Genomic DNA, 26,811 nt, shown 5'->3' on the forward strand with positions numbered 1-26,811 from the left:
AATGGCTAAACAAGCTCCCCCATCTACAGTTAATCCCGCTAAAAACATAGTATTACCCGATACCTTAGTGATCATCTTTTTTGTCGCGCTGGCTGCTATGGTGCTGACTTATCTGGTGCCTGTCGGTTCATTCGATACCCAAGAGATACACTACCTTGCCGACGGAGTCGAAAAGCATCGTAATGTGGTTGATCCCAGTTCGTTTCGATATAGCCTAGATGAGGCTGGAGAGCACCTTAAACAGCCTGTCGCCCTGTTTGAAGGCGGCGGTGGCATCGGCTTTTTCAACTTTGCCTTCGAAGGCTTAACCTCTGGCTCAAAATGGGGCACAGCGATTGGCGTGATCATGTTTATGCTCGTCATTGGCGGTGCCTTTGGCATAGTGATGGAAACGGGCACCATAGATAACGGCATTTTGCGCTTAATTGATAAGACTCAGGGGAACGAGAGGCTCTTTATTCCTGCGCTGTTTATCTTGTTTTCGCTTGGCGGCGCCGTTTTTGGGATGGGAGAAGAGGCAATAGCCTTTGCCATTATCATCTGCCCATTGATGATTCGCTTAGGTTTTGATGGCATAACCACTGTTATGGTGACCTATGTGGCGACTCAAGTGGGGTTTGCCAGCTCTTGGATGAATCCCTTTAGCGTGGCGATTGCCCAGGGGATAGCGGGGATTCCAGTATTATCTGGCGCAGGTGTGCGCGGCATCATGTGGGCGGGCTTTACCTTGATGGGAGTGATTTTTACGATGCGCTATGGCGCAAAGATACAGGCCAATCCGCAAAGTTCCCTCTGTTATGAATCCGATAGCTATTTTCGCCACCATCAAGCGTCCAGCAACTTAGAGAGTCGGTTTAATTTAGGCGATATTCTCGTCTTGCTCACTATCTTGGTAACCGTTGTCTGGGTGATCTGGGGGGTCGTCACGCAGGCGTGGTTTATTCCCGAGATCGCAAGTCAGTTCTTCACCATGGGAATTGTGGTAGGGGTCATTGCCTTTATCTTCGGGCTCAATGGCATGACGCTTAACCGAATGGCGACCAGCTTCAAGCAAGGTGCGGGCACCATGTTAGAACCAGCCTTGTTGGTGGGATGTGCGTCTGGGATCTTATTGCTCCTTGGTGGTGGTAAGCCCGATGAACCAAGTGTGCTAAACACCTTATTAAATGGCGCCGGTAGCCTGATTGGGCAATTGCCAGCCGTGGTATCGGCTTGGTTCATGCTGCTGTTTCAGTCGGTGTTTAACTTCTTCGTGACCTCAGGTTCTGGCCAGGCAGCATTAACCATGCCCTTGATGGCGCCTCTTGCCGATATCGTGGGGGTATCACGTCAGGTGGCGGTGTTGGCATTTCAGTTGGGAGATGGCTTTACCAATGTCTTGGTGCCGACATCGGCGTCACTGATGGCGACTTTAGGTGTATGCCGCGTCGATTGGGGCGTGTGGGTGAAGTTTATCTGGCGTTTTATATTGGCTCTGTTTTTGGTGTCTAGCATTATTGTGGTAACAGCCCATTACCTGGGTTTTGCCTAATAGTCACTCACTAAAAAGGTCAATAAAAAAACGGCATCCTAGGATGCCGTTTTGTCGTTAAAGATCTAATGGTTTAGAACTTCACTTCACCTTCGATGAACCACTCACGACCGCGAGCGTTGTACACTGAACGTGGGTAGTGTGGCCAAGAAGTATCAGTTGGGTCGAAGTTAGGACCTGCATCGAACAGGTTAACCACGCCAGCTTTCAGCTTGAATGTATCATTGAAAGTGTAACCTGCAGTCAGGTTCCACTTAGTCTGTGATGCCACTTCATGTGCGCTTTCATCAAAGTCTTCGCCACCTGATGCTTTAAACGACTTGTATTGAATACCGTGCATACGTGCAGTGTGGTAAGCACCCAGAGTCGCTTCGAAGTCTTCGATGAAGTAGCCCAGTACTAGGTTAGCGCGGTACTGTGGCAGACCACCGTTATCAATGTCATCTTCAACTGGATCAGTTGGTGACAGTTGGAACTCAGACAACAGGATGTAAGTACCGTTGAAGTTAAGTTTCAGCTCACCATAGCTATCCATATCCCAGCCATAGCCAGCAGTGATATCTAGACCACGTACCTTTTGGAAAGCCAGGTTTTGAGCAACGGCGTTCACGTGAGTGATGGTACCGTCTGCATCGCGAGTCAGCATGTTTTCATACTGCTCATATTCACGAGCAGCTTTGCTAGCGCTGATGTCGCTAACCATGTCATCCAGTTTCCACTCCCAAAGGTCGAATGATGCGTTAAGTGAATCTCCACCCCATACCGCGCCAATGTTAGCTGTGTAACCAGTCTCTGCTTCCAGATCTTTGTTTGCACCCGTTGTTGTATCAATATGCAGTTCATTACAGATCTCGTTGATACGTGGATCCGGATTTGGCTGACTTGGTGTGCCGCCTAACGCCTGACACTGCTTGAAGTCGATAACGGTAGAGAAGCCCTTAGTCGCATCGCCATATACACGGTGCATATCTGGAGCGCGGAAGACAGAGCTGACAGAACCACGAACCAATAGTTCGTCTAGTGGACGGTATTCTAAAGTCAACTGTGGCGACAGGTTGCCACCGAAATCGTCATAGCGGTCATAACGTAGCGCCGCATCGATAGTCAGCACGTCCAATACAGGTAGGCTTAATTCGGCATAAGTTGCCCAGTAAGAGCGCTCGCCTGCACCTGAAGAACCACCAGTGGTGAGGATGTTACCTTTCTTAGATTCTGAGTCTGAGTTCGTCTCATAATCTTGCTCAGTGTATTCTGCACCAAATGCAAATTGGGCATCGCCTGCTGGCATTTCGAACGCTAAGCCAGAGATGTTGGCCTGGACGTTCTTTTGAGTAGATTGTGCGCGCTCAAATGGAGAGTAAGAAGCTTGCTCTACATCTTCTGCACTCATGTTGTTCAGCAGTGAGTTACCGTTCTCACCGGCGGTAATGTAATCGAACATGCCTGCAACAGTCGCAAAACCACTGCGGAACACGTCGACATTGGTACGGCCGTAGTTAACCGATGCATCCCAGCTGTACTCGTCAGCCAGTGTGCCTTCGAAGCCTGCGGTGAAGAAGTAGTTACGTGTCTTGGTTTCGCCAGCGCGGTTACCAAACTCGTGTAGACGACGCACGTAGTAGTAGTCGCCATCTTCGGCGTTGGCAAAATCACCACCTAGGGCTGTGCCTTTATTCGTGAAGGTTTTGCTCAGATCGCCTGAAGATACAGTGACATTGTTGCCGTCAACGTTAACATCGTAGTTATCGATTGCCATTGGCTCGATGTTGGTGGTTGATTTCGCTTCGGCGAAGTCTAGGCGACCTACGAAGCTAACGTCATCAGCCAGCTCATAGTTGAAGTTAGTAGAGCTGATGAAGCGTGAGCTCTTTGGCTGAAGATCACGCCACTCTGAACGGTCGAAACCACAGATGCTGCGAGCGGCATCCCACAAGAAACCGCCTGCGGTACACTCTTCAGGGGTTAGTTGGCGTTGACCAACTGGCATGGTTTTATCTTCCCTAGCAATCGCAGCGATTCGAGCACCATATGAGCTGTATTGTGAATATTTGCTATAAGGCACTTTGTCTGTGTGCAGACCGAAGTTTTCGCGATCGGTTGCTTTTAGTTGTTCATTCTCAGTAAATTCGATGAAGGTCGATACGTTACCGCGATCAGAAGAAGCACCTAGAGAGAGTGCGATACGGTCGCTTCCGCCGCCACCGTGAGTGGTATCAGCGTGACGGTATTTAAGTGCAACACCTTCAAAGTCTTTTTTCAGGATGATGTTGATCACACCACCAACGGCGTCGGCACCATAGATAGCACTACCACCAGATTGAAGAATCTCAATACGCTGTACAGCTTCCATCGGTAGGTTGGCAGTATCGACGAAGTTATCCGTACCACCTGATGGCTTTGGATATTGGTTTAGACGCTTACCATTGATCAGCGTTAATGTACGGTTAGCCCCCGCACCACGTAAGCTGATTGAAGAGGCGGCAGGCGTAAAGCCGTGAACAGACTGGGTAGTCATTGCACTGGTTGTAGAAGTGAGGCTTTCCAACGCATCTTGAACGTTAGTGAAACCCTGTTTAGCCATGTCTTCTGCGCTCATGACGGTAACAGGTGTAGCCGTTTCCATATCGGTACGTTTAATACGTGAACCTGTTACTTGAATTCGTTCAACGCTGTCTTCATCCGCTGCATAAACGGCTGGCGCACTCATTGCTGCTGTGGCGGCACCACTAATTAATGCGAAACGCACAGCTTTAGCCAATATAGAATTAGGCTGCATTTTGTTTCTCCCTGAGACTTATTTTATTTTTGAATTGAACACTGTTGAATTGCTCTTTTTTGAGCCGTTCTATGTGTTGAACTTTATTTAGTAAAAACTTTTCAAATATTTACTTATATTGACGAGTGTTTACTTCGCTCTCGATATAATCATAGAGAGATAACAACTGCAACAAGGTGGCTACAGATGGTGCAGGGTTTTAAGTCTCGCTTGAATTATCTTTTTTGTAACAATAAATACACATTAAGTTTATTGGCTTAGTATTTATTTTCGATGTACGCGTTAATGTAATTGTTGGTGTTACATTTTGCAGCCGTTAGTTAACAGGTTGTTGTTTTTGTGATTTGCTTTGGTTTTTTATTTGTTCTTTTTATTGTTTTTATTTGTTTTATTGGTGTGTCATTTGTTATTTAAAAAAAATGCAAAAATTATGAAAAATATTGTGGAAATGATTTGTTTGTGACCAAAGTCCTGTCGATTTTCCCTGTTGTTTTTGTTGCTTTATTGTTAACTCTGTTTTTTTACTCCTTTTTAATTAATACTAATGTTATAGGTTTTGATTAATTTTTGGGTTATTAGTGCCAACTAATCAGCAGTTATTATGAAGTGCTAGATTGTATTTGTTATGGGTATGTTGTTGTGAGTGGTTTTCTGGTGGGGGTTGTATTCAGAAGAGGTAAAAAAGGCTAAGGGTATTGACCAACGACGGTTCGTTGACACGTTAATATGGTTGAGCTTGTGGTCAATAGAGGCCAGCGTTTGCTTGGCCTCGTTTATTCTGTGTTGCTGTAGAGTATGTTGAGTTAGATGTTGATAGCAGAATAGGTGTCTATAGAACGAGTTATGGTTTTCTTCGGCAACGCAGTAGTGTATGCCCCAAGCCAATCTCGTCTATATCTTCATCGACATAGAGACCCGCCAATGAGATCAGTTTGAGGAGATCTTTGGAGTGATACATACGGCTGTTGCCGTTGGCCATCGCCGTAAAGTAGAGCGAGGTGGCATTGACACAATAGGCACCGGCCTCACAGGGTTGTCTGTCCCAGAAGGTCTCTAAGATACAGAGTTCGCTATGGGGCGCCATGTGTTCTCTCGCTAATGTTAAAATAGCGAGTATTTGCTCTTGTGAAAAGCAATCCAAGAATTGACTCATCCAGTAGAGATCGCCACCAGAGTAGAAGGGGCTATCTGCGTTTAACAGATCGCACTCAAAGCCATGGACACGATCGTCAACGCCTTGTGCCTTGGCATTTTCCATCGCGACCTTAAGCTGTCCTGGCAGATCCATGATGGTCACTGTGACATCAGCATCATATTGGGTACAGGCCAATGCCCATTTTCCTGTGTTGCCCCCAATGTCAACAATGGTCTTAGGCTGACTCTGAAAGATCATAGGTAAAATGGCACTAAAGGCATGATCTGAATAGAAGTGATCAAACTCAAACCAACTTTTCTTGGCATTGTCTGGCAACTGGCTTAATCCTGGATAGATGGTTTGCCAGTCACCAAATACCTTAAGGCCAGTTGCTTGCCCTGTCTCTAATGCCTGGTCTAGTTCAAACATACCTTGGTAACAGACATCATGACTGAAGTTGAGATTGACCCTCGACATCTCATCGTGCAATAGAAAATGACCTATTTTATCCAGGTGATAACCCTTAATGTCTTGCCAAATCAGGCCCATGCTGAGCGCCATATCAAGTAAAACGCCGATGGCGTATTCAGATAATGAACAATGAGTGGCAATCATCTGACGATCATTTTCAGCATGTTGGTCAATATAAGCCAATACCTCATATTTAAGCAGGCAGCGGGCAACTTGAAAGGTGATGGGGGCGAAGGCAATTTTCTGTGCTTCAAACTTGGCGTTAAATGCTGAGATCTGTTTTGGCGAGCGGTAGAAATCCATCCGAGTCCTGACTCTGGTTTGAGTGAAATGTTGTTCACTCTAGCCTGATATCAAAGTGACGACATCAAGTCAGTGTTAAATTGGCGACCTGGCTCGCGAAATGTGCGTTTAACAAGATGAAAGTGCTGGCTTTTCAATCGTCTTGTACAACGGGTAGGGTGAGGCTAGGTGAATCGTCGATACAAATGCTAACATAGTTTATCGCTTAGCCAGGGGATGGACCCTAAAGGATAGTTCAATGCAACAACCGCTCAGCTATGTTGGCCGCACAACTCATAGAGTCGATGGTGAGGCCAGACGTATTGCGATTTTAGAGGCGACTTTAAGGTTGATCGTGAGGGAAGGCATTCGAGGCGTTCGTCACCGCGCCGTGGCTGCTGAGGCCGAGGTGCCATTGGCATCTACGACTTATTACTTTAAAGATATTAAAGATCTGATCAGCGATGCATTAACCTATTTTGCCGAAAAGACGCTTTGGATGAACAATACGCTTGAGCAAAAGAGTTTTGAGTTGCTTGAGACGGTTGAAGCGGGCAGTCAGGAGATGTGCGTTTCACAGCTTTCGGTATATCTGACAGATTTTCTCTGCGCGCATATTCAAGAGCAGGTGATCCATAGGGAAGATCGTATCCTTGAAGTGGCGTTTCATGAAGAGGCGCTGCGTAACCCTGTGCTCGCCGAGGCGATTCAACTGCTGGACAATGGCTTTATTCAGACCATAGAGCGTTTTTTTGCGGCATTGGGTTCGCAAACGCCGAACGCCGATGCCCATCAACTCTTGGGATTGATTCGTTGGGTGGAGTATCAGAGCGTGATAAGCCGTCGACTGGAGCAAGATTTTCTGCGTAACACTGTTGGTGCCTGTATCGATAAGATATTGAGCGCCATAAAATAAAAGACCCCGATCGTTATCGGGGTCTCAGTGGTATAACCATCATTTACTGAAAGTGATTACTGCACGTTTTCCGCATCGCCAAATTGGCCCTGGAAGAGTACTGATGAAAGGTAACGCTCAGCTGCCGATGGCAGGATCACTACGATATTCTTCCCTTCAAATTCAGGTAGCTCGGCGATACGGTTTGCAGCAACAACCGCTGCACCTGAAGAGATACCGACCAGGATACCTTCCTCTTTCATTAGGCGCTGAGCCATCTCAATGGCTTCCTCGTTGGTTACCGCTTCGACGCGATCAACCATTTCGAGATCCAGGTTACCTGGAATGAAGCCGGCACCAATCCCCTGGATTTTATGTGGACCAGGTTGTATCGCTTGTCCTGCTAGGGTTTGGCCGATTACTGGAGAGTCGGCAGGTTCAACTGCGACAGAGGTGATCGCCTTGCCTTGAGTCTGCTTGATGTAACGACTAATACCTGTAATGGTACCGCCTGTACCAACACCAGCAACTACGACATCGACTTCGCCATCGGTATCGTTCCAGATCTCTGGACCTGTGGTCTTCTCGTGGATCTCTGGGTTTGCTGGGTTATCGAATTGACCTAGGATCAGGTATTTCTCAGGAGCAGATTGACGCAGCTCTTCGGCCTTGTCGATGGCGCCTTTCATGCCTTTTGCGCCTTCAGTCAACACTAGGTTTGCGCCAAGCGCCTTAAGCAGCTTGCGACGCTCAAGGCTCATGGTGTTAGGCATGGTCAGGGTCAGCTTGTAGCCACGGGCCGCCGCGACATAAGCCAGTGCGATGCCGGTGTTACCCGATGTTGGCTCGATCAATTCTTTATCTTTAGTGAGCAAGCCTTTCTTTTCGGCGTCCCAAATCATATTTGCGCCGATACGACACTTAACGCTGAAGCTTGGGTTACGCGCTTCAACTTTGGCGAGCACTTTGCCTTTGCTGACGCGATTTAGGCGAACAAGAGGTGTATTACCTATGGTATATGAATTGTCTTCGAAAATTTTACTCATGGATTACTTGCTCCTTAATGTATACAGCTAAATCATAGTGCGCTTTGGGCGCATTAGAAATGATAGTTTCATCTTCGTTATTCCTTTCTGTTATAAAAGCTGTCACTTATATCATAATTACATCGCTGAAGGGGCTAGCCTAATGGGGATCCTATTGATAATTTAACAAAATGTATCAAGTCAGCTAGCTAAAATAATTAGCATAAATTGCAGGGAGCGGATGAGTGAGCAGCATTAACGACAGGATTGGTGGGACGAATGTGCCGAGCCCCGAGGATCGCTCTGCGAACTCCCAAACGCCTAAATTGAAAGGGCCTAAAAACAAAGATCCTAAAACGATTGTCACCCCTTTTGCCTTTCATGTCGCACCTGAGGTGCTCTATACACCTTTGGCTTCACCGTTAAAGCGCGGTCTTGCCATGTTAATCGATGCGTTATTAGTCAGTGTATTGGCGGAGCAGGCTGGGGCGTTGTTTATCTTGCTGGTTGGCTTAACCTTAGTGATTGAGCGTCGTAGTCACCAATTGGGTAAAGCACTTAAATGGGCGCTTTATTTCTCTATGCTCGTGATGACCATCTGGGTGACCAGTGACAATATCATCTCTTACGGCGAAGGGAATGGTGAGCAGAAAACGGCTCAGCCGAACGTTCTTCAGGTGGACTCTGTGAGTACATTGAAGCTGATGCCACAGATCTTGGCGCTCAGTTTGTGTGAAGAGGCCAGCTGCGCCGATGAGAAGCTGACGCAGCTCTTGGCCAAACTCGACCCGTTACAAGCAAGCGATAGCGAAAAAAAGGCGCTTTTATCTCAGCTGATCAAGGAGCTGTCCATACCCGCTCAGGACAAAGATGTGTTGATGCGGCGTGTGGAGCAGGCGTACCCCAACAGCCAAGCTGATGCCAAAGCGACAGTTGTCACAGATGGAAATCTTGACGGCAGCGGCCAAGAAGTCTCCCAGGATGTTAGGTCAGACGCCGAGTCTCACCGTCAAGAGGCTAGCGATAAACTTAACCCTCTGGTTATCGACCCAGCTCAGTTAGAAAATGAGGATGACAAGCCATCTCCCTATAGTCTGCTTGAGTGGGCAAAAGGCATTTTAAATGATCTGGGTTTAGGCTTTGGCTGGGCCGCCTTCTACTTTACTGTATTCACCGCCTGGTTTGACGGTCAGACCTTGGGTAAGAAGCTATTGAATATCCGCGTGATACCGCTGGACGCCTCGGCCATCTCACTGTGGGATGCCTTTGGGCGTTATGGTGGCTATGGCGCCGGTTTTGCTACCGGCCTCTTGGGGTTCTTGCAGATCTACTGGGACGCCAACCGTCAGGCGATTCAAGATAAGATCTCCGAGACTGTGGTGATTGACCTCTCTAAACCCAAAGCCGCGCCTGAACAGGCGATACCCTCATAGGGCGCAGTGCCTTCGACACCTGTGTGAGCTCATAAAAAAGGCCTGCAATTGCAGGCCTTTTTTTACTCAGCTGAGTCTATTCGGGTGCTATCTGCACGTTGCGATAGGCATCGCGATACTTATCGACCCACATGGATGTTGCGCCACAAATCGCTACCGGCATCACGATAAAGTTAATGATGGGGATCATCGAAAACAGGGTGACGGCGGCGCCGAAGCTAAAGCTGCTGCCTTTGGTCTGATTGAGGGCAAACTTCATATCATCAAAAGGCACCTTGTGGTTATCGAAGGGATAATCACAGTACTGAATGGCCATCATCCAGGCGCTGAAGAGAAACCAGAGCACGGGCGCGGCCGTTTGACCGATAAAGGGCACCCAGAACAGGATAAGAAATAGTATGGCTCTGGGAAGGTAGTATTTAAGCTTGATCCATTCTCGTCCCAGTATACGGGGCAGATCTTTAATCAGGTCGATAGTGCCGCCGGTATTGAGATCTTTGCCCGTCAGATATTGCTCTACTTTTTCCGCTAACAAACCATTGAAAGGCGCAGCAATCCAGTTCATCACAGAGCTAAAGACAAAGGAGAGCACCACCAACAGGGTCAGCACGGCCAAGGGCCAAAGCAGAAAGTTGAGCCAGCTCAGGTATTCTGGCAGTTGACCATTGATCCACTGAAATACCTGCTCCAGCTGACCGATGGCAAAGTAGATCACCGTGGAGAACAATACCAGGTTAACGCTGAGGGGAATGAAGACAAAGCGTCTTAGCCCTGGCTGTTTGATCAGCCGAAAGCCGTCCAGAAAATAGTTAACGCCGCTTTTACCGGGCTTGCTTGCTTTTTGATTCATAGTCTTATCTGAATATCCTTAGATCTTGCTTAACAGGGATTGTGTGTCAGCCCCATTTTAAAAACAAGGCCGAAATCACGTCGGCTGGGATAAAAAACGTTACAAAATGCGGCATGCTTTGATAAAGTGACAGCCAATAATAACAGTGGCGCCGCAAGCGCGCACATAAGACGACCTAACTGGCACAATGAGACTCACACAGATAAAACTTGCTGGATTTAAGTCGTTTGTTGATGTAACTAAAATCCCCTTTAACCAACCGCTTACGGCCATCATAGGCCCCAATGGCTGCGGAAAGTCAAATGTTATCGATGCGGTGCGCTGGGTGCTCGGAGAGAGTTCGGCCAAGCATCTGCGCGGCGACTCCATGGCCGATGTCATTTTCAACGGTTCCACGGCAAGACGTCCTATCTCTGTGGCCAGCGTCGAGCTTTACTTCGATAATCAACAGGGGCGACTGGGCGGGCAATACGCCAGCTATCAGGCGATCGCAGTTAAGCGTCAAGTCAGCCGTGATGGGGATTCCAGCTATTTTCTTAACGGGCAGAAGTGCCGCCGTAAGGATATCACCGATCTCTTTATGGGCACTGGCCTTGGGCCTCGCAGTTACGCCATTATTGAGCAGGGCACTATCTCTCGCCTAATCGAGTCCAAACCTCAAGAACTTAGGGTGTTTATCGAAGAGGCTGCTGGCATCTCCCGTTATAAAGAGCGGCGCAGAGAAACCGAAAACCGCATTCGCCATACCCGTGAAAATTTAGAGCGTCTGGGGGATATTCGTCAGGAGCTGGGCCGTCAAATTGATAAGTTGGCGGAGCAGGCCGAGTCCGCCAGGCAGTACCGGGCGCTAAAACAGACAGAGCGACAGCAGCAGGCTGAGCTTGAGGTCAGCAAGTATCTTGAGCTGAGCACTCAGGCCGAAAAATTATCCAAAGAGATTGATGCAAAACTCCTGACCCAGAGTGAAGCCGACGCCAGTGGTCAGTCGCTGGCCCGAAGCCTAACCGAACTTCAGTTGCAACTCGATGACCTCGAGCGCCAGGAACAGCATCAGGTCGAGACGTTTTATCTTAATGCTAATCAGATCACTAAGCTCGAGCAGGAGATCAAGCATCGTCAGCAACAAGATGCCCATCTTAAGCAGCGTATCGAGCAGGAAACCAATAAGCTCTCATTGCTGCAGGCGCAGTCTCAAGCGCTCGCCTATGCCAAAGAGAGTCTCGCCGAGCGTCAGTTAAGCGCGCAGCAGGATCATAGCCAAATACAGCAGCAACTTGAGTTGCTCGATGAGCAGATCCTTGAGGCTGAGCACGCCCTTGAGCAGCTTATCGACGATGACACCCAAAGTAAGCAAAGGGTTAACCAGTGTCAGTTACGTCTTGAACTGAGCAAAGGGGAACTTAAGCATCAGCAGAGCGCGCTCGATCTGCTGGCCAGTCAGCGTCAGAACTGCTCGGCGCAGCTGAGCCAATTGACCCAGATCGATGAAGCCGCCAACCTGGCGCTGCAAACCTCCCAATGTCAGCTGTTATCGGATAAGGCCGATGAACACAGCGCTGAGCTAGAGCAGATCCTCGCCACCCAAGCGGAACAGGTAGAGCTGCAGCGGCAAATTCAGACACAAATTGATGCGCTGTCCCAGTCGTTGGCAGAAGAGCGAGGGCGCCTGAATGTGGTGCAGCGCATGTTGCCCAAGGAGGACGCAGTGACTGGTCGAGCCTTGTGGCAGGCCATTGAGGTGACGCCAGGTTGGGAGAAGGCGGTTGATTTGGTGCTCGATGGTTTATTGACTCAGAGTATTGATGTCGCGCCAACAGAGAATGGCTTTCAACGTGCCAAGCCGCAGTCATGGACCGGCTTGTCCAGCCAGATCAACCTGTCACCTTGGCTAAGCAGACTTAAGTGGGCTGACAGCCTTGCCCAAGCTCGCGACATGGTGGCGACGCTTGCCGATGATGAGCGTATTGTCACCGCCGAGGGCTATCTGCTTGGTCGTGGCTTTGTGCTGCAAAAAGCTGCGCAAAGTAGCAACTTAGTACAGCTTAAAGCCGAGCAGCAGGCATTGAGTGACAGCATTACCGCCAGCATCGAGGCGATTGAAGAGCGAAAAGCCGTGCTTGAGCAGGTGGGCCAGGCTTTGGCTGATACGCGAGAGCGTCACGCTCAGCTGAATACGGCATTGCAAGGGGTGCAGATAGAGAAAGAGCGCCTTGCGGCGCAGGTGCAAGCGACCCAGGTGCGTATCTCGCAGCAAGAAGAGCGCCAGGCGCAACTTGCTGAGCAGCTAAGCGAACAAGAAGGGCGCGAGCAGGTTTTAGTGCAGGCTATTGAGCGACTTGCGCAGACCATTGAAGAGGATGAGCGCAGTTTACAGCTGCTTAAGCAAAATGCCGAACAGGCGTTGAAGTGTCTGCTTGATGGCCGCACTCAACATAAAACCCTGGGGCAGGAACGTCAGAGTCTGGCTCAGCAATTGGCCCAGCATCAAAAGCAGCTGCAAGCCATCAACACCGAAATAGCCCTTAATCGCCAGCAGGGCGAGCAGCAGCAACAGCAGATCGTCGAGTTAACGGCGAGTCTTGCGCAGTTACAGGCTCAGCTAGCGGGCAAAGAGAGTGGTGAGGGCCAAGGTGTTGCCGATGATAAGGCGGCGCAATTGGCCCAAGCCCTGGCACAGCAAGAGCGTAATCAGCTGGGGCTTGATGAGCTGCGGCGTCGTCAGGCAGAGCTGCAAACTCGAGCAGATGAGCTAGGAGCCAAGCAAAAACAACAGCTTGGCAAGCTAGAGCACTTGACTCAAGCCATCAGCGCGTTAAAGTTACGTCGCGAGGGAATAAAAGGTCAGCTTGACAGTCAGTTAGCCCTGCTCAAGGAGCAAGAGGTCGATGTTAGCGAGGTTGAAGCCGGGCTGGATCTGAGCCTGAGTCTGTCGACGCGTCAAAAGGTGCTTGAGCGCACGCGGGCGCAGATTGACCATCTTGGCGCCATTAACCTGGCCGCCATCGAAGAGTATGAGCAGCAGAGCCAACGTAAGGCTTATCTGGATAGTCAGGATGCCGACTTGAGTAAGGCACTGGGGAGTTTGGAAGAGGCGATACGTAAGATTGACCGGGAAACCAAGACTCGCTTTAAAGAGACTTTCGATAAGGTTAACCAAGATCTCGGTATGCTGTTTCCTAAGGTCTTTGGCGGTGGCAGTGCCTACCTGGCCCTGACCGACGATGATCTGTTGGAAACCGGGGTGACCATCATGGCCAGACCGCCGGGTAAAAAGAATAGTACAATTCACCTGCTTTCGGGTGGAGAAAAAGCATTAACCGCTTTATCATTGGTATTTGCGATTTTTAGGCTAAATCCAGCGCCATTTTGTATGTTGGATGAGGTAGATGCACCGCTTGATGACGCCAATGTCGACAGATTCTGTCGACTGGTAAAAGAGATGTCTCAAAGCGTGCAATTTGTTTATATTAGTCACAATAAGATCACCATGGAATTGGCCGATCAACTAATAGGTGTCACTATGCATGAGCCTGGCGTTTCACGCATAGTTGCCGTTGATATCGATGAAGCGGTCGCATTAGCCGACGCAGTATAATTTTGGGAAAAACAGGGTAATCAATGGAAAATTTGCAACTGGTATTATTCGTGTTAGGCGCGGTAGCCATTATCGCGGTACTTGTGCATGGTTTTTGGTCCATTAGACGGCAACAGCCTAAATCATTAAAAGAATCGCCCATGACAGGGCTTTACACAGAAAAAACACGTGACAGTGAAGGTTTTGACGCCGATGGAATAGGCCCTGTTAGAGTCGTTAAGGCAAACAGTGAAGAGCGCGCGATCCCTAAGGCAAGCGCGACCAGCCGGGCAACACCCGCAGGGGCACGGACAAAACAGGAAGAGGAAGACAATAGAACCAGCGATTTCTCTCTTTCTGATGCGCCTAAGCAGAAGGCGCCACGTCAACGCCAGGAGCCTGTGTTATCAAGTGGACTTGCTGCTGATGAAGAAGTTGATGCCAAACTTGAGCAGATGGAGCTGGGGTTAGGCCAAGGGCCCGCGCAACCCTCACTGTTTGAAGATCCCGTTACCGAGCATAAGCGGGAACCGCAGCGCCAAGCGCCGCAGCCTGCTCCTGTCGAACCCGCTGAAGCAAGTGTCGCTCAAGCGCCTCAAGCAGAAGTCGAGCCACAAGCAGATGCCCCATTGGGTGAACCCCAAGATGTGCTAGTGCTACATGTGGTCGCCAAAGAGGGCGAAGCGCTTAATGGCGCAGAGCTATTGCCTAGCCTGCTGACTCTTAACTTTAAGTTTGGCGAAATGGATATCTTTCATCGTCATGAAGATAATGCGGGAACAGGCAAGGTGCTGTTTTCATTGGCTAACATGGTTAAGCCTGGGGTGTTTAACCCAGATGAGATGGAGCAGTTTACCACTCAGGGTATCGTGTTGTTTATGACGCTGCCATGTTATGGCGACCCTTTGATGAACTTCTCTATCATGCTTAACTCGGCCCATCAGCTCGCTGACGATTTAGGTGGCGAGGTACTCGACGGTGGCCGTAGCGAGTGGACAGAGCAGACCAAACAGTCTTACCTGCAACGCATTCGCGCGCAGATGTGATCCCCGAACTGAAATTGAATATAGAGGCCGCATCAGCGGCCTCTTTGCTTAAACCGGATAAGAAACCATGCAAGCTATACAAGACGAGATTAAACAGTTAACCGACGAGCTTAATCAGCACAACTACCGCTACTATGTCGATGATGCGCCGTCTATCCCTGACGTCGAGTACGATCGTCTCATGCGTCGCCTGCAAACTCTAGAGGCGGAGCATCCTGAGTTCGCCCTTGCCGACTCCCCAACCCAAAGGGTTGGCGGTGAGGCCTTAAGTAAATTTAATCAGGTGACTCACCTTAAACCTATGCTGAGTCTGGATAACGTCTTTAGTGAGGAGGAGTTTAGCGCCTTCTATAAGCGGATTAACGATAAGCTGCCACAGACGCCTGCATTTTGTTGTGAGCCTAAACTCGACGGCCTAGCGGTCAGTATCTTGTACCGTGATGGGGTGTTTGAACGCGCCGCAACCCGAGGTGATGGCAATGTGGGCGAGGATATTACCGAGAATGTTCGCACCATTAAATCTGTGCCGTTGAGATTAAGAGGGACAGATTTTCCGCCACTGCTTGAGGTGCGCGGTGAAGTCTTTATGCCCAAGGCCGCCTTTGAGGCGGTTAACAACAAGGCGCGCGAGCGCGGAGAGAAGTTGTTTGTGAATCCGCGCAATGCCGCGGCAGGCAGCCTGCGTCAGCTCGACAGTAAGATCACTGCCAGTCGAGCCTTAGCTTTCTATGCCTATGCCCTTGGAGTCGTAGAGCCTGAGACTTGGTCTTTGGAGACTAGCCATTATGGACAGCTGATGCAGCTCAAACTGTGGGGTTTCCCGGTCAGCGCCGAAGTGAAGGTCTGCGAAGATATCCCAAGTATGCTGGCTTACTATCAGGATATCCTGACGCGCCGCAGCGAACTCGCTTACGAGATAGATGGTGTGGTGCTCAAGGTGAATGATATCGCGCAGCAACAAAGTTTAGGTTTTGTGGCTAAGGCACCGCGTTGGGCCACCGCCTTTAAGTTCCCGGCCCAGGAGGAGATCACTCTGCTTGAAGGAGTCGATTTCCAGGTGGGACGCACTGGCGCCGTGACCCCGGTGGCCCGCTTAAAACCTGTGTTTGTCGGCGGTGTCACTGTGTCGAACGCTACCCTACATAATGCCGATGAAATCGCCCGCCTTGGGGTGATGATAGGGGATAGTGTGATCATTCGCCGCGCCGGTGACGTGATCCCGCAAATTGTGGCTGTGATCGCTGAAAAGCGCCCGAGTGACGCCCAGGATATTCAGTTTCCGTCTCAGTGCCCTGTGTGCGGCAGTGATGTGGAGCGCATCGAAGGGGAGGCCGTGGCTCGTTGCAGCGGTGGTCTCTACTGTGAGGCACAGCGTAAAGAAGCGATCAAACATTTTGCCTCGCGTAAGGCGTTAGATATCGATGGCATGGGCGATAAGGTGGTCGAGCAGTTGATCGATAAGGAGCTGGTGGCTAGCCCGGCTGATCTGTTTAAACTTACGGCTTCGGCGATCACCATGCTAGATCGTATGGGCATGAAATCGGCTACCAATTTAGTCAATGCGCTGGAAGCGGCCAAAAGTACCACTTTTGCGCGTTTTCTCTATTCCTTGGGGATACGAGAGGTGGGTGAGGCGACCGCGGCAAACTTGGCCAACTATTTTAAAACCTTGGAAAAACTGAAGCAGGCCGATGCGGAAACTTTCATGAAGGTGGACGATGTCGGTGTGATTGTTGCTCAGCATCTGGTGCACTTTTTCGAGCAACCCCATAATCTAGAGGTGATTGACAGATTAATCGAGGCCGGCGTGCATTGGCCTGCCATTGAGGAAGTTGCCGAAGAGTCGCTGTCACTTAAGGGCCAGACCTGGGTATTAACCGGAACGCTAACCCAACTCAATCGCAACGATGCCAAAGCTAAGTTGCAGGCACTAGGTGCCAAGGTGGCTGGCAGTGTGTCTAAGAATACCGATTGTTTGGTGGCTGGTGAGGCGGCGGGATCTAAGTTAACTAAGGCGCAGGAGCTGGGCGTTAAGGTGATCGATGAAGCCGAGCTGTTAACTATCTTGGGCGAGTAAGCCCTCACTGAAAACGCCATCTTTTGATGGCGTTTTTTTCACTAATTATTCCTTTGCTGTTGAAATTGGCGGCTTCATCGCCATATAGAGATAAACAGACGAGGGAGATAGAGTTGAATTTTGGGCATATAAACTGGTTAGACGACAACGGACACTTTAAGCCACCACTGATGTTGTATCTAATGCTGGCCTTTATTGCGCGGGGATGGTGTGTGTTTATCGCCTCCCTCACTCAAGCCAGTGATCGCGCTGGACTCGTGGCACTTATCTATCCGCAAAAGTCTGATTTTTTGATGGCCCTGACAGCGGGGGCTGGTGCGCTGCTGCTCTATGGTTTGGTCATCGCCGAACGTAAGCGTTCGCCTGGCTGGCTAAGGCCTGCCTTTAACCAGCTAAAGCCTCTATTGTTGTTACTTTTGTTTGTAGACGGTGGATTACTCATGCAGCGTCTTATTCATAATCACTTTCTCTATAGCTGGAGTTTTGGCCTAGATGCGTTGTTTCTCTTCTGGAGCCTACTCTATATCGCTAAGTCGAAACACCTTAAATACTACCTGCAAGACTGGCGAAACCAGGTGGATTAACGGTAAACCGTTGAAAAAAAAGGCGCTGCAAATTGCAGCGCCAAACATATCTTATCGAAAGAAAATCCAGTCTCCAAGATACAGGAATGTTACAAAATACCTTATAAATCAAGATGAAAAACAACAAATTCACAAGATTTATATTAAGGACAATTGACAGCAACACTCTTTAAAGAGACATAATCCGGGGTTGCTATGTATCTCTAAAGAACAATGTCATACTAACATTTTTTGAATATTGTATGCAATATTTGGGTGGTCTTTTTATCTTAATTTTTGTGTATATCTTATAACCAAGGACTCGTTATGCAGTATCAGTCCCAAGTGTCAATTTGTGCGTAAGTGGTCAATTTAATGACAGATTGTACAAATTGAGTTGCTATTGACTATAGTTATGTTATTAAAGTTAGGCTGCTTTTCATGTTCTTAGGGGATCTTACCGTACCTGATGTCGGATGAAGGTGCCCTGGGTGATGTGGGTCAAATACAACGGAGTTGCTGCGAGTGGCTAGAGCTGAGCCCATACAATTACCCCTTTCAAAATTACAAACAGGTATCACTGTTAAATTACCCTTGTCTTGGAAAAACCATCCTTTCCTGTTTAATCGTATCAAGATTGAGGAAGAGGCCCAGATTGAGTTGATTAAAAGTCTGGGGGTGCCCTATGTGATCTTGTTGTCGGGCGAGGAGCTGCTGGAAGAGAGTGAAGCGGACGCCGATGAGCAGCGACCAGTCGCAGAAGAGGTGATAGATCCTATTCTTGAAGCCAAACGCAATGTGCGTAAATCGATGCGTTTAAGCCAGAAGCGCTTTATTGATTGTGTGAATGAGTGTCGCTCCACCTTTGGTAAGATCGCTAGCGATCCCGAAGGTGCCTATCGAGAGGCCGCCGCCTTAGTCGAAAACTTGCTCGATCATATGCTGGAATTTAAAGAAGTTAATCTGGCGCTGGTCAGTGCTGGCGAAAGCGATAACAGCGTGACTCAACATGGCATCTCAGTGGCGGTGCTGGCATTGATGATTGCCAGGGCCATGGACCTGCCTAAGTCTGATATGCGTGATATTGCGCTGGGTTGTCTGTTCCATGATATCGGCAAGCTAAAGGTGCCTGAGTCTATTCGGCGTAAAAGGACGCCATTAACGACGTCTGAAGCTAATTTCCTTAAGATGCACCCCAACTTTGGCTATGAGATGCTCAACAAGACGGGTCTTTTTAATAAAACCGTCTTGAATATTGTTTTGCATCATCATGAGTTTATCGACGGTTCAGGTTTTCCTGAAGGCTTGACCGAGAAGAAGATCCCTATCACGACTCAGTTAGTAAGCTTGGCAAACGACTATGATGGTCAGCTGTGGGCCGATGATAGTCGCTCGCCGCAGGTCGCCTTGGGTTATCTGTTCAAAAACCATGCGGGTAAGCATTCAGAAACCTTGATTGCCGTTTTGGTTAAACTGCTGGGGATCTATCCTCCCGGTACCTTAGTGCGCTTAAGTGATGGCGATGTGGGTAAGGTGATGGTGACCACCCAATCAGTCAAACAGCCTCAAGTTTGGGCTTGTCATCCAGACGGCAGCGAACCTGGCCTGCGCTTTTTAAGCCAGGAAGAGGTGTTTGTCGAGAACGTTCTTAAGCGCGAAGAGCTCAGCGAAGGAGCGCTTAGGGTGCTGCAAGCAGACAGTGGCATTAGTTTTTATTTTGCTGGCACCCCATAGTCAGATTGCGCTATTTTATACTCTTGGTTTCACTGTAAAGAATTCAAGATGATAGCATCTGTTGCCGTAGTCGGCTGTGGCTGGTTTGGATTGCCTCTAGCCAAGGCGCTAGTTAAACATGGGTACAAGGTTTCGGGTTCAAAACGCAGTGAACAAGATGCCGAGGCCCTTAACAATGAAGGGATCGCCGGGTTTGCCCTGGATCTCGACTGTGATGAGCATCCCTTGGTAAGCCAAGAAGCCATTGCTTCAGGTTTAGCGACCGATGCCATAGTGATCAATGTCCCTCCAGGGCTGCGCCGGGGAGATGACGCCTATCTTACCCGGCTTGCACGCCTCAAGGCCCTGATGGGCAAACACACTTATCAACGTATTATCTTTATCAGTACCACAGGGGTATATGCGCCAGGTTCCGTCTGTACAGAGCATGATGCAGCGGCCTTTAACGCTGTCAGTGAAACCTTGTTGGCGGCTGAAGGAATGTTCAGCGGTGACAACTGCACTGTCCTGCGCTTTGCCGGGCTTATCGGTCCGAAACGACACCCAGGGCGCTTTTTAGCGGGGCGCCAAAATGTATCTGGTGGCAACCTTGCCGTTAATCTTGTTCATTTGGATGATTGCGTCGGCGCCGTGTTGGCGCTGCTTGAGCATAGCGGATCGCTGTCGCCTGCATATAACTTGTCTGCGAGCAAACATCCCACCAAGGCCGAGTTTTATACGCTGGCGGCCACTCAATTGGGATTAGAGAGTCCGAGTTTTGTCGATGCAATGCAAAGCGATGACAAGATTGTCGATGGTGGTCTTATTACGAGGGAACTAAACTACCTGTATCGTCATGATGATCCGCTAAAGATGCTAGCCCATTGTGATTAATGCAGGCGTTTAGATTTCGCTGAGTGTCATTGTGTGATTGGACTTAGGTTTTAAATTAATGGCCTTGGTACGCCAAGGAAGAGACGTTTTTTGATAATAAAAGAGTTGGTTATGAAAAAAGTCATTAAGCTATTTCGTCATTTGAGTCTCATGTTGCTTACGTTTGCAACCTTGCAGGTTAGCGCCGCTCAATATGTGGAAGGGGTCGATTATGTGAAGGTTGCCGGGATTCCTGAGGTCAATCAACCTATAGTGCGTGAGTTCTTCTCCTATAATTGCCCTCATTGTTATCGTCAGGATGGCCTGATCACCTCAGCCGTGGCTAAATTGAATGCGCAGCTGGATAACCAAGTTGTCTTTGAGCGCACACCGGTGGCTGGTGGGCGTGCGAGTTGGCAATTGAGTCAAAAAGCCTATTATCTGGCGAAGAAGTTTCATGTCACCGAGCAGGCTCACGGCAATCTGTTTAAGCGGATCCATGAGGGAGATGGCGCCTTCAGGCGTCAGGAGGAGTTGATTCAGTTCTTTGTGGCGCAAGGGTTACCTAAGGCTGATATCGATAATGCGCTGGCCTCTGTCGATAACAAGCTTGCCATAGCTGACTATGATACCCAGGCGCAACTGTCGGGCATTCGTGGTGTCCCCTCATTATTGGTAAACGGCAAATATCTGGTGACCAATAAGCAGCGTTCACCAGAAGAGTTGGCCGAGCTACTGGCGTATCTGGCGACCCTTCAATAGGGTATTAGTCCTGATTGCCATGTTGAATGTTGACCCCTAAAGCCGCCTCTGAGCGGCTTTTTTTGTACAATTCGTTAACATTTTTCTTCGACCTTAGTCTAGTTTGTAAGCCTATGAAAAACATGGGTTTACGCGCGCGTCAACTTTAATGTTTTTGTTTTTAAAAGAAAAAGCCTCGCTGAGCCTTAAAGTTTACGCTGGCGTTAGACCAAAGTCGCGATTGTCCTAAGCCCTGTGCTTGCTAGATTAATTGATGACTTAATAATAATCAGCACAGGGGAGTCGCAATGGCTTTTGAAAATAACGAAAAGGCAGAAGGTTACTGGCGTGAAAATTTACGTCTAGTACTTGGACTGCTAGCAATTTGGGCTGCAGTGTCATTTGGCTGCGGTATTTTATTGGTTGATGTACTCAATGAGATCCATTTCATGGGCTTCAAACTGGGCTTCTGGTTTGCTCAGCAAGGGGCGATGTATGTATTCGTTGCACTGATTTTTGTCTACGTGGCGAAAGCCAATGCGTTGGACAAAAAATATAATGTTCATGAAGACTAAGGAGCAATGAGATGGATGTTCAAACTTTAACCTATTTGATAGTGGGCTTCACTTTTGCCCTCTACATCGGTATTGCGATCTGGTCTCGTGCCGGTTCAACTAAAGAATTTTATGTTGCCGGCGGTGGTGTACCTCCTGTTATGAATGGTATGGCGACGGCTGCGGACTGGATGTCGGCGGCGTCCTTTATTTCGTTGGCGGGTATTGTGTCGTTTGTTGGTTATGACGGTTCAGTGTACCTGATGGGCTGGACAGGTGGCTATGTGCTGTTGGCCCTCTGTATGGCACCTTACCTACGTAAATTTGGTAAGTTCACTGTGCCTGATTTTATTGGTGATCGTTACTATTCTCAGGCGGCGCGTACCGTAGCGGTTATCTGTGCCATATTTATCTGTTTCACCTATATTGCTGGTCAGATGCGCGGCGTCGGCGTGGTCTTCTCTCGCTTCTTGGAAGTGGAAGTGGATACCGGTGTATACATAGGTATGGCCGTGGTCTTCTTCTACGCTGTGTTAGGTGGTATGAAAGGTATTACCTACACCCAGGTGGCCCAATACTGCGTACTGATCTTCGCTTTCATGGTACCGGCTATCTTCATCTCTGTGATGATGACAGGTCACATTCTGCCTCAGCTTGGTTTTGGCGCCGAATTGGTGGATGCCGCGGGCAATGGCACGGGTGTCTACTTGCTTGAAAAGCTCGATGGCTTATCGGCTCAGCTCGGTTTCTCTCAGTACACTGAGGGTTCTAAGGGAATGATAGATGTCTTCTTTATTACCGGTGCGTTGATGTTTGGTACAGCGGGTCTGCCACACGTCATTGTACGTTTCTTCACTGTACCTAAGGTGAAAGATGCACGCGTATCAGCCGGTTGGGCATTGGTGTTCATCGCTATTATGTACACTACGATTCCTGCGCTGTCTGCTTTCTCTCGCGTTAACATGATTGAGACTATCAATGGTCCTGAATCAACGGGTGTTGCTTATGAAACCGCACCAGACTGGATCAAAAACTGGGAAAAGACAGGTCTGATTAAGTGGGATGATAAGAATGCCGATGGCAAGATCTACTATGCCAATGGCGAGACCAATGAGATGAAGATTGACCGTGACATCATGGTACTGGCTACCCCAGAAATCGCTAACCTTCCTGCCTGGGTTATCGCTTTGGTCGCAGCTGGTGGTTTGGCGGCGGCACTATCAACCTCTGCGGGTCTGCTACTGGTGATCTCAACCTCGGTTTCACACGACTTGTTGAAGAAGAACTTCATGCCGGATATTTCCGATAAACAGGAATTGCTCTATGCCCGTGTAGCTGCGGCTCTGGGTATCGTGATGGCGGGTTACTTTGGTATCAATCCTCCTGGCTTTGTGGCCGCGGTAGTGGCGATAGCCTTCGGTTTAGCAGCATCGTCGCTCTTCCCGGCTATCATCATGGGTATCTTCTCTCGTACCATGAATAAAGAGGGTGCCATTGCTGGTATGGTGATTGGTCTGCTGTTCTCGGCGAGCTACATTGTCTACTTCAAGTTTGTGAACCCTGGCGATAACAATGCAGCAAACTGGTTGTTTGGTATCTCTCCTGAAGGCATAGGTATGCTGGGTATGATAGTGAACTTTGCTGTGGCCTTTATTGTAAGCAAAGTCACTGCTGCAGTACCGCAGAATGTGGTGGATATGGTTGAATCGATTCGTTTCCCTAAGGGAGCCGGTGAGGCTCACGACCACTAGTTGCCCATCTGAATGATTTGGGGGAGCGCAATGCGCTCCCTTTTTTTATTTCATATCTTATTGATTTAATAGCTGCTTATCTGGCAGTCTCAGAGATTCGGCAAAAAGACTAGCCACAAAGGTTCGTAGTCAATATTTATAGGGGGAGACGTGAGCCATTATCAATTATCGGTAGCGACCTTTAATAAGCTGGCTCGCCAGTATCAGGATAAGTATATGCAGATGCCGCTTTACGAACCCACCTATGAGCGGTTGAGTGAGATGCTGGGGGCGCGAGATAAAGTGCTTGAGATTGCCTGTGGTCCAGGGAACATTGCTCGCTATCTGTTAGCGCGTCGTCCACAGCTTGACTATTTGGGAACCGACCTGGCGCCGCAGATGGTCAGTCTGGCAAGGGAGAATAATCCCACCGCTCAGTTTGAAGTGATGGATTGTCTGGCGATCGATAAGTTAACCCAGATGTTTGATGCCATAGTGTGTGGATTTTGCTTGCCTTACCTTAATCAGCAGGAGGCAAAAACCTTAATTGAATCGATGGCTAGCAGACTCAAGCAAGGTGGCCTTCTCTATTTGAGTACCATGGAGGGAGACTATAGCGCCTCTAATCTGCAAACTTCCAGCAGTGGCGATCAGGCGTTCATCTACTATCATGGCGGCGCGTGGCTCATTGAGCAGCTAAACTTTGCTGGATTCGAATTAGTCAGCTGCCATCGTCAGGACTACCCCGAGCGAGGTGATGTGGATCTTTTTATCATGGCTCGGCGCCGTTAAGCCATTCGCTGGCCTTTAGTCGAATAGCAAGAGTCTGTTTGTTAAGGCTATAGTGAATAAAACGGCGATAGCCTAAAGAGGTTGGCGGGCGAGAGGCCGACGTTAACTGTGATTGCTAGAGAGGGAATATGGATCAGAGTGAACTGCAACCTATCACCCAGTTTCTGGGGCAGCTGACGCCGTTTGACAGTTTGTCTGCCGATACCTTAGAACGCTGCTGTCGTGCGCTGAGAGTGGGGTATTACAGCCGCTCCTCTGTCTATGTGCCCCTCGATGAGGAGCATCCTCAACTTTATATCGTGCGCAGTGGTGCCTTCGAGGTGCGCGGCGAAGACGGTGATCTTATTGACCGCCTCGGCGACGGCGACTTCTTCGGTTTTCCTTCGCTGCTCTCGGGCGAGACGGTGAGTAACCGTGTACAAATTCTCGAAGATGGTCTGGTGTATCACTTAGATCCCGAAACCTTTAATCAGCTCAGAAGCGAGAGTCGCGAGTTTGATCGTTTCTTTAACCGTGCGTTCGCCAAGCGTTTGCGTCATCAGGGACGCTTTAAGGCCAAGGAGCTGGGCTCAACGAACAGAGTGAGCAGTTTGATGTCTAAGCAGCCGCTGTGCCTGGATATCAATGCCAGTGTCAGCGATGCTGCCCGCCTAATGCGAGACAATCGGGTCTCCTCTGTATTGATCATCGATAACCAAAAGCTCGCGGGGATTTTGACCGACCGAGATCTGCGCAATCGGGTGTTGGCGGAATCGTTAGATGGCAGTTTGCCTGTGCATCAGGCGATGACAGTGTCGCCAACTACCTTGAGTGCCAATGCTTTGGTGTTCGAGGCCATGTTATTGATGAGTCAGCACAATATTCACCATCTTCCCATTATGGACGAGGGACAGGCCGTCGGGGTGATCACCAGCACAGATATACTCAGAGGGCAGAGCTCCCAACCCTTGTTATTGATCGGTGAGATAGAGCGTCAGCACGATCTCGAGAGTCTGATACATGTTTCCAAACAGATCCCTTTGCTACTGCAAAACCTCATTAGTGCCGATGCCAGAGCCGAGGAGATAGGCCGGGTACTGACCTCAGTTACCGACGCCTTGACGCGCCGCCTTATCGTGCTCAATCAGCAGATCTTAGGCCAGGCACCCATGCCATTTTGCTGGTTGGCTTTTGGCTCTCAAGGACGCCAGGATCAGGCCGCTTGCTCGGATCAAGACAATGGTCTGTTGCTGGCTCACGAAATGGATGAACATGCCCAGGGGTATTTTGATGCCCTGACCAAGGCGGTTTGTGCTGGGCTTGATCGCTGCGGCTATGTCTACTGCCCTGGGGATATCATGGCGCAAAACCCAGAGTGGCGGCTCACCTTGACTCAGTGGCAGCAAAAGTTTGCTAACTGGGTAGAGCGTCCAGAGCCCAAGGCCTTGATGCATGCCAGCATCTTCTTTGACATGCGCTGCGTCTATGGCCCATCTAGCCTGTTTGATGGCTTACAATCTAAGGTGCTGGCGTCCACCAAGGATAACGATATCTTTTTGGCGGGCATGGCAACTAATGCTTTGCAGGTCTCGCCACCACTGGGCTTCTTTAAGAAGTTTGTCTTGGAGCGTGATGGACAAGAGGTGAAGGGGATCGATCTAAAACACAAGGGCAGTGCGCTTATCAACGACATTGCCAGAGTATATGCTCTGTCAGCAGGGATCAGTGAGGTGAATACCGCCAAGCGCATTCGGTTATTAATGGAGCAAAATATCATTAATCGCAAAGATGCCCTCAATCTTGCCGATGCGCATGAGTTTATTGCTCATATGCGCCTGTCGAATCAGGGGTATCAATATACCCATAATCAACCGCTGACCAATTATCTGATGCCCCAGCAGCTTTCCTCCTTGGTGCGTCATCAGCTGCGTGATGCATTCAAGGTGGTGCATGACGCTCAGTCGGGACTAAAGCTTAAGTTTACTCGGAGCTTTTAGGTGTTTGCAGGGCTTAAAATAAAATCTCAGCTTTGCTGGCGAGCCTTGTTGGCTAAAGATGCCACGCTGAAGGCGTATCAACAGGCGCTGCTCGATACCATGGATAAGCCGCTCAATGAGGCCGAGTTGTTGGCTATCGATCTTGAGATGACGGGCTTGAATGCACATTTTGATCAGATCTTAAGTATTGGCCTGGTGCCTATACGTCAGGGGCAACTGGTGCTTAAGGAGGCTCAGCATAAGCTGGTGCAGATTGAGGGCAGTGTCGGTCAAAGTGCAACCATACATGGCATCTTAGATAATCATTTAGATGCAGCATTATCGCCAGAGCAAGCCATGGCCTGGTTTTTAGCTGAAACTCAGGGCAAGGTGTTGGTGGCTCACCATGCACCGTTAGATCTCGCCTTTTTACAAACCGGTATACAGGCTTATCTAGGTGAGAAGACTCAGCTGCTTGCAATAGATACCCTGTTGCTGGAAAAAAGGCGTCTGCTGAGACAGCATGAGCACCTGCAAGAAGGCAGTTTGCGTTTAGGTAAAAGCCGTGCTCGCTATGGATTGCCTGTGTATGCGGCACACAATGCGCTTATCGATGCCTTAGCCTGCGGCGAGCTGCTCTTGGCGCAAATAGCAGCCATGGGGGGCATGGACAGCGTTAAACTCACCGAGCTACTTGGCTAAGTGTTAGTGACTTAAGATTATACTTGGTTACATTTTGTCCCTTTATCTTTGCGTGCTTTTCGCCATTATCTTTTTAAGACACAAAGCGTTGAG

Annotated in this window: 19 protein-coding genes; 15 read left to right on the top strand and 4 right to left on the bottom strand. The window is 49.1% G+C overall.

Going from position 1 to position 26,811, the window contains the following annotated elements:
- The first annotated feature begins 1 nt into the window (after nucleotide 1).
- Entirely contained in the window at nucleotides 2-1,531 is a 1,530-nt protein-coding gene (yfcC, locus tag CFF01_RS07375) for a putative basic amino acid antiporter YfcC (RefSeq protein ID WP_088904372.1), read from the top strand.
- Nucleotides 1,532-1,604: 73 nt separating this feature from the next.
- Here yfcC and CFF01_RS07380 read toward each other — a convergent pair whose 3' ends face one another.
- Together CFF01_RS07380 and CFF01_RS07385 are read right to left on the bottom strand one after the other, a co-directional pair.
- Nucleotides 1,605-4,307: a TonB-dependent receptor plug domain-containing protein gene (locus CFF01_RS07380; protein WP_088904373.1), complete on the bottom strand. Its 2,703-nt coding sequence runs from the start codon at nucleotides 4,305-4,307 to the stop codon at nucleotides 1,605-1,607.
- Between the two features lie 841 nt (nucleotides 4,308-5,148).
- Nucleotides 5,149-6,216 carry a class I SAM-dependent methyltransferase gene (locus tag CFF01_RS07385; protein WP_088904374.1) on the bottom strand — a complete coding sequence of 356 codons (1,068 nt, stop codon included), beginning with the start codon at nucleotides 6,214-6,216 and terminating at the stop codon, nucleotides 5,149-5,151.
- A 238-nt stretch (nucleotides 6,217-6,454) separates the two neighbouring features.
- Here CFF01_RS07385 and CFF01_RS07390 point away from each other — a divergent pair, with 238 nt between their 5' ends.
- Nucleotides 6,455-7,111 carry a TetR/AcrR family transcriptional regulator gene (locus tag CFF01_RS07390; RefSeq protein ID WP_088904375.1) on the top strand — a complete coding sequence of 219 codons (657 nt, stop codon included), beginning with the start codon at nucleotides 6,455-6,457 and terminating at the stop codon, nucleotides 7,109-7,111.
- A 56-nt stretch (nucleotides 7,112-7,167) separates the two neighbouring features.
- Here CFF01_RS07390 and cysK read toward each other — a convergent pair whose 3' ends face one another.
- Nucleotides 7,168-8,136, bottom strand: a complete 969-nt coding sequence (gene cysK / locus CFF01_RS07395; protein ID WP_033540201.1) for a cysteine synthase A — start codon at nucleotides 8,134-8,136, stop codon at nucleotides 7,168-7,170.
- A gap of 305 nt (nucleotides 8,137-8,441) precedes the next feature.
- On the opposite strand from cysK, the gene CFF01_RS07400 reads away from it, so the two are divergent.
- On the top strand, nucleotides 8,442-9,548 hold the full coding sequence (locus tag CFF01_RS07400; protein WP_408640513.1) for an RDD family protein: 1,107 nt from the start codon (nucleotides 8,442-8,444) through the stop codon (nucleotides 9,546-9,548).
- A 76-nt stretch (nucleotides 9,549-9,624) separates the two neighbouring features.
- Here the strand turns inward: CFF01_RS07400 and cysZ are convergent, their stop codons facing one another.
- Nucleotides 9,625-10,398 carry a sulfate transporter CysZ gene (cysZ, locus tag CFF01_RS07405; protein WP_088904377.1) on the bottom strand — a complete coding sequence of 258 codons (774 nt, stop codon included), beginning with the start codon at nucleotides 10,396-10,398 and terminating at the stop codon, nucleotides 9,625-9,627.
- 187 nt (nucleotides 10,399-10,585) lie between these two features.
- On the opposite strand from cysZ, the gene CFF01_RS07410 reads away from it, so the two are divergent.
- The 12 genes from CFF01_RS07410 (at nucleotide 10,586) to CFF01_RS07465 (ending at nucleotide 26,718) form a co-directional block, all read left to right on the top strand.
- On the top strand, nucleotides 10,586-13,993 hold the full coding sequence (locus tag CFF01_RS07410) for a chromosome segregation protein SMC (RefSeq protein ID WP_088904378.1): 3,408 nt from the start codon (nucleotides 10,586-10,588) through the stop codon (nucleotides 13,991-13,993).
- Nucleotides 13,994-14,016: 23 nt separating this feature from the next.
- On the top strand, nucleotides 14,017-15,018 hold the full coding sequence (zipA, locus tag CFF01_RS07415) for a cell division protein ZipA (protein WP_088904379.1): 1,002 nt from the start codon (nucleotides 14,017-14,019) through the stop codon (nucleotides 15,016-15,018).
- A gap of 67 nt (nucleotides 15,019-15,085) precedes the next feature.
- Complete coding sequence (gene ligA / locus CFF01_RS07420) at nucleotides 15,086-17,095, top strand: NAD-dependent DNA ligase LigA (RefSeq protein WP_088904380.1); 2,010 nt, start codon at nucleotides 15,086-15,088, stop codon at nucleotides 17,093-17,095.
- A gap of 113 nt (nucleotides 17,096-17,208) precedes the next feature.
- Nucleotides 17,209-17,679 carry a DUF2919 domain-containing protein gene (locus CFF01_RS07425; RefSeq protein ID WP_088904381.1) on the top strand — a complete coding sequence of 157 codons (471 nt, stop codon included), beginning with the start codon at nucleotides 17,209-17,211 and terminating at the stop codon, nucleotides 17,677-17,679.
- A gap of 504 nt (nucleotides 17,680-18,183) precedes the next feature.
- On the top strand, nucleotides 18,184-19,392 hold the full coding sequence (locus CFF01_RS07430) for an HD-GYP domain-containing protein (RefSeq protein WP_088904382.1): 1,209 nt from the start codon (nucleotides 18,184-18,186) through the stop codon (nucleotides 19,390-19,392).
- Nucleotides 19,393-19,440: 48 nt separating this feature from the next.
- A complete protein-coding gene (locus tag CFF01_RS07435; protein WP_088904383.1) occupies nucleotides 19,441-20,265 on the top strand; it encodes an SDR family oxidoreductase in 825 nt (274 codons plus the stop codon).
- Between the two features lie 111 nt (nucleotides 20,266-20,376).
- The gene (locus tag CFF01_RS07440) at nucleotides 20,377-21,006 is read left to right on the top strand and encodes a thiol:disulfide interchange protein DsbA/DsbL (protein WP_088904384.1); all 630 of its coding nucleotides are present in this window, start codon (nucleotides 20,377-20,379) and stop codon (nucleotides 21,004-21,006) included.
- A 287-nt stretch (nucleotides 21,007-21,293) separates the two neighbouring features.
- Entirely contained in the window at nucleotides 21,294-21,560 is a 267-nt protein-coding gene (locus CFF01_RS07445) for a DUF4212 domain-containing protein (RefSeq protein WP_011866169.1), read from the top strand.
- An 11-nt stretch (nucleotides 21,561-21,571) separates the two neighbouring features.
- On the top strand, nucleotides 21,572-23,290 hold the full coding sequence (locus CFF01_RS07450; protein ID WP_088904385.1) for a sodium:solute symporter family protein: 1,719 nt from the start codon (nucleotides 21,572-21,574) through the stop codon (nucleotides 23,288-23,290).
- Nucleotides 23,291-23,440: 150 nt separating this feature from the next.
- On the top strand, nucleotides 23,441-24,061 hold the full coding sequence (locus tag CFF01_RS07455) for a class I SAM-dependent methyltransferase (protein ID WP_088904386.1): 621 nt from the start codon (nucleotides 23,441-23,443) through the stop codon (nucleotides 24,059-24,061).
- A 128-nt stretch (nucleotides 24,062-24,189) separates the two neighbouring features.
- Nucleotides 24,190-26,037, top strand: a complete 1,848-nt coding sequence (locus tag CFF01_RS07460; protein WP_088904387.1) for a DUF294 nucleotidyltransferase-like domain-containing protein — start codon at nucleotides 24,190-24,192, stop codon at nucleotides 26,035-26,037.
- Nucleotides 26,038-26,718: an exonuclease domain-containing protein gene (locus CFF01_RS07465; RefSeq protein ID WP_088904388.1), complete on the top strand. Its 681-nt coding sequence runs from the start codon at nucleotides 26,038-26,040 to the stop codon at nucleotides 26,716-26,718.
- Nucleotides 26,719-26,811 lie beyond the last annotated feature (93 nt).

Origin of the sequence: Shewanella marisflavi (assembly GCF_002215585.1) — a bacterium.
Taxonomy (GTDB): domain Bacteria; phylum Pseudomonadota; class Gammaproteobacteria; order Enterobacterales; family Shewanellaceae; genus Shewanella; species Shewanella marisflavi.

What these genes read in the sequence shown, in the direction of transcription:
- CFF01_RS07460 (WP_088904387.1), top strand. Translation starts at nt 24,190, where the DNA reads ATGGATCAGAGTGAACTGCAACCTATCACCCAGTTTCTGGGGCAGCTG.
- CFF01_RS07440 (WP_088904384.1), top strand. Translation starts at nt 20,377, where the DNA reads ATGAAAAAAGTCATTAAGCTATTTCGTCATTTGAGTCTCATGTTGCTT.
- CFF01_RS07435 (WP_088904383.1), top strand. Translation starts at nt 19,441, where the DNA reads ATGATAGCATCTGTTGCCGTAGTCGGCTGTGGCTGGTTTGGATTGCCT.
- zipA (WP_088904379.1), top strand. Translation starts at nt 14,017, where the DNA reads ATGGAAAATTTGCAACTGGTATTATTCGTGTTAGGCGCGGTAGCCATT.
- CFF01_RS07410 (WP_088904378.1), top strand. Translation starts at nt 10,586, where the DNA reads ATGAGACTCACACAGATAAAACTTGCTGGATTTAAGTCGTTTGTTGAT.
- CFF01_RS07380 (WP_088904373.1), bottom strand. Translation starts at nt 4,307, where the DNA reads ATGCAGCCTAATTCTATATTGGCTAAAGCTGTGCGTTTCGCATTAATT.
- CFF01_RS07450 (WP_088904385.1), top strand. Translation starts at nt 21,572, where the DNA reads ATGGATGTTCAAACTTTAACCTATTTGATAGTGGGCTTCACTTTTGCC.
- ligA (WP_088904380.1), top strand. Translation starts at nt 15,086, where the DNA reads ATGCAAGCTATACAAGACGAGATTAAACAGTTAACCGACGAGCTTAAT.
- CFF01_RS07390 (WP_088904375.1), top strand. Translation starts at nt 6,455, where the DNA reads ATGCAACAACCGCTCAGCTATGTTGGCCGCACAACTCATAGAGTCGAT.
- cysZ (WP_088904377.1), bottom strand. Translation starts at nt 10,398, where the DNA reads ATGAATCAAAAAGCAAGCAAGCCCGGTAAAAGCGGCGTTAACTATTTT.
- yfcC (WP_088904372.1), top strand. Translation starts at nt 2, where the DNA reads ATGGCTAAACAAGCTCCCCCATCTACAGTTAATCCCGCTAAAAACATA.
- CFF01_RS07385 (WP_088904374.1), bottom strand. Translation starts at nt 6,216, where the DNA reads ATGGATTTCTACCGCTCGCCAAAACAGATCTCAGCATTTAACGCCAAG.
- cysK (WP_033540201.1), bottom strand. Translation starts at nt 8,136, where the DNA reads ATGAGTAAAATTTTCGAAGACAATTCATATACCATAGGTAATACACCT.
- CFF01_RS07445 (WP_011866169.1), top strand. Translation starts at nt 21,294, where the DNA reads ATGGCTTTTGAAAATAACGAAAAGGCAGAAGGTTACTGGCGTGAAAAT.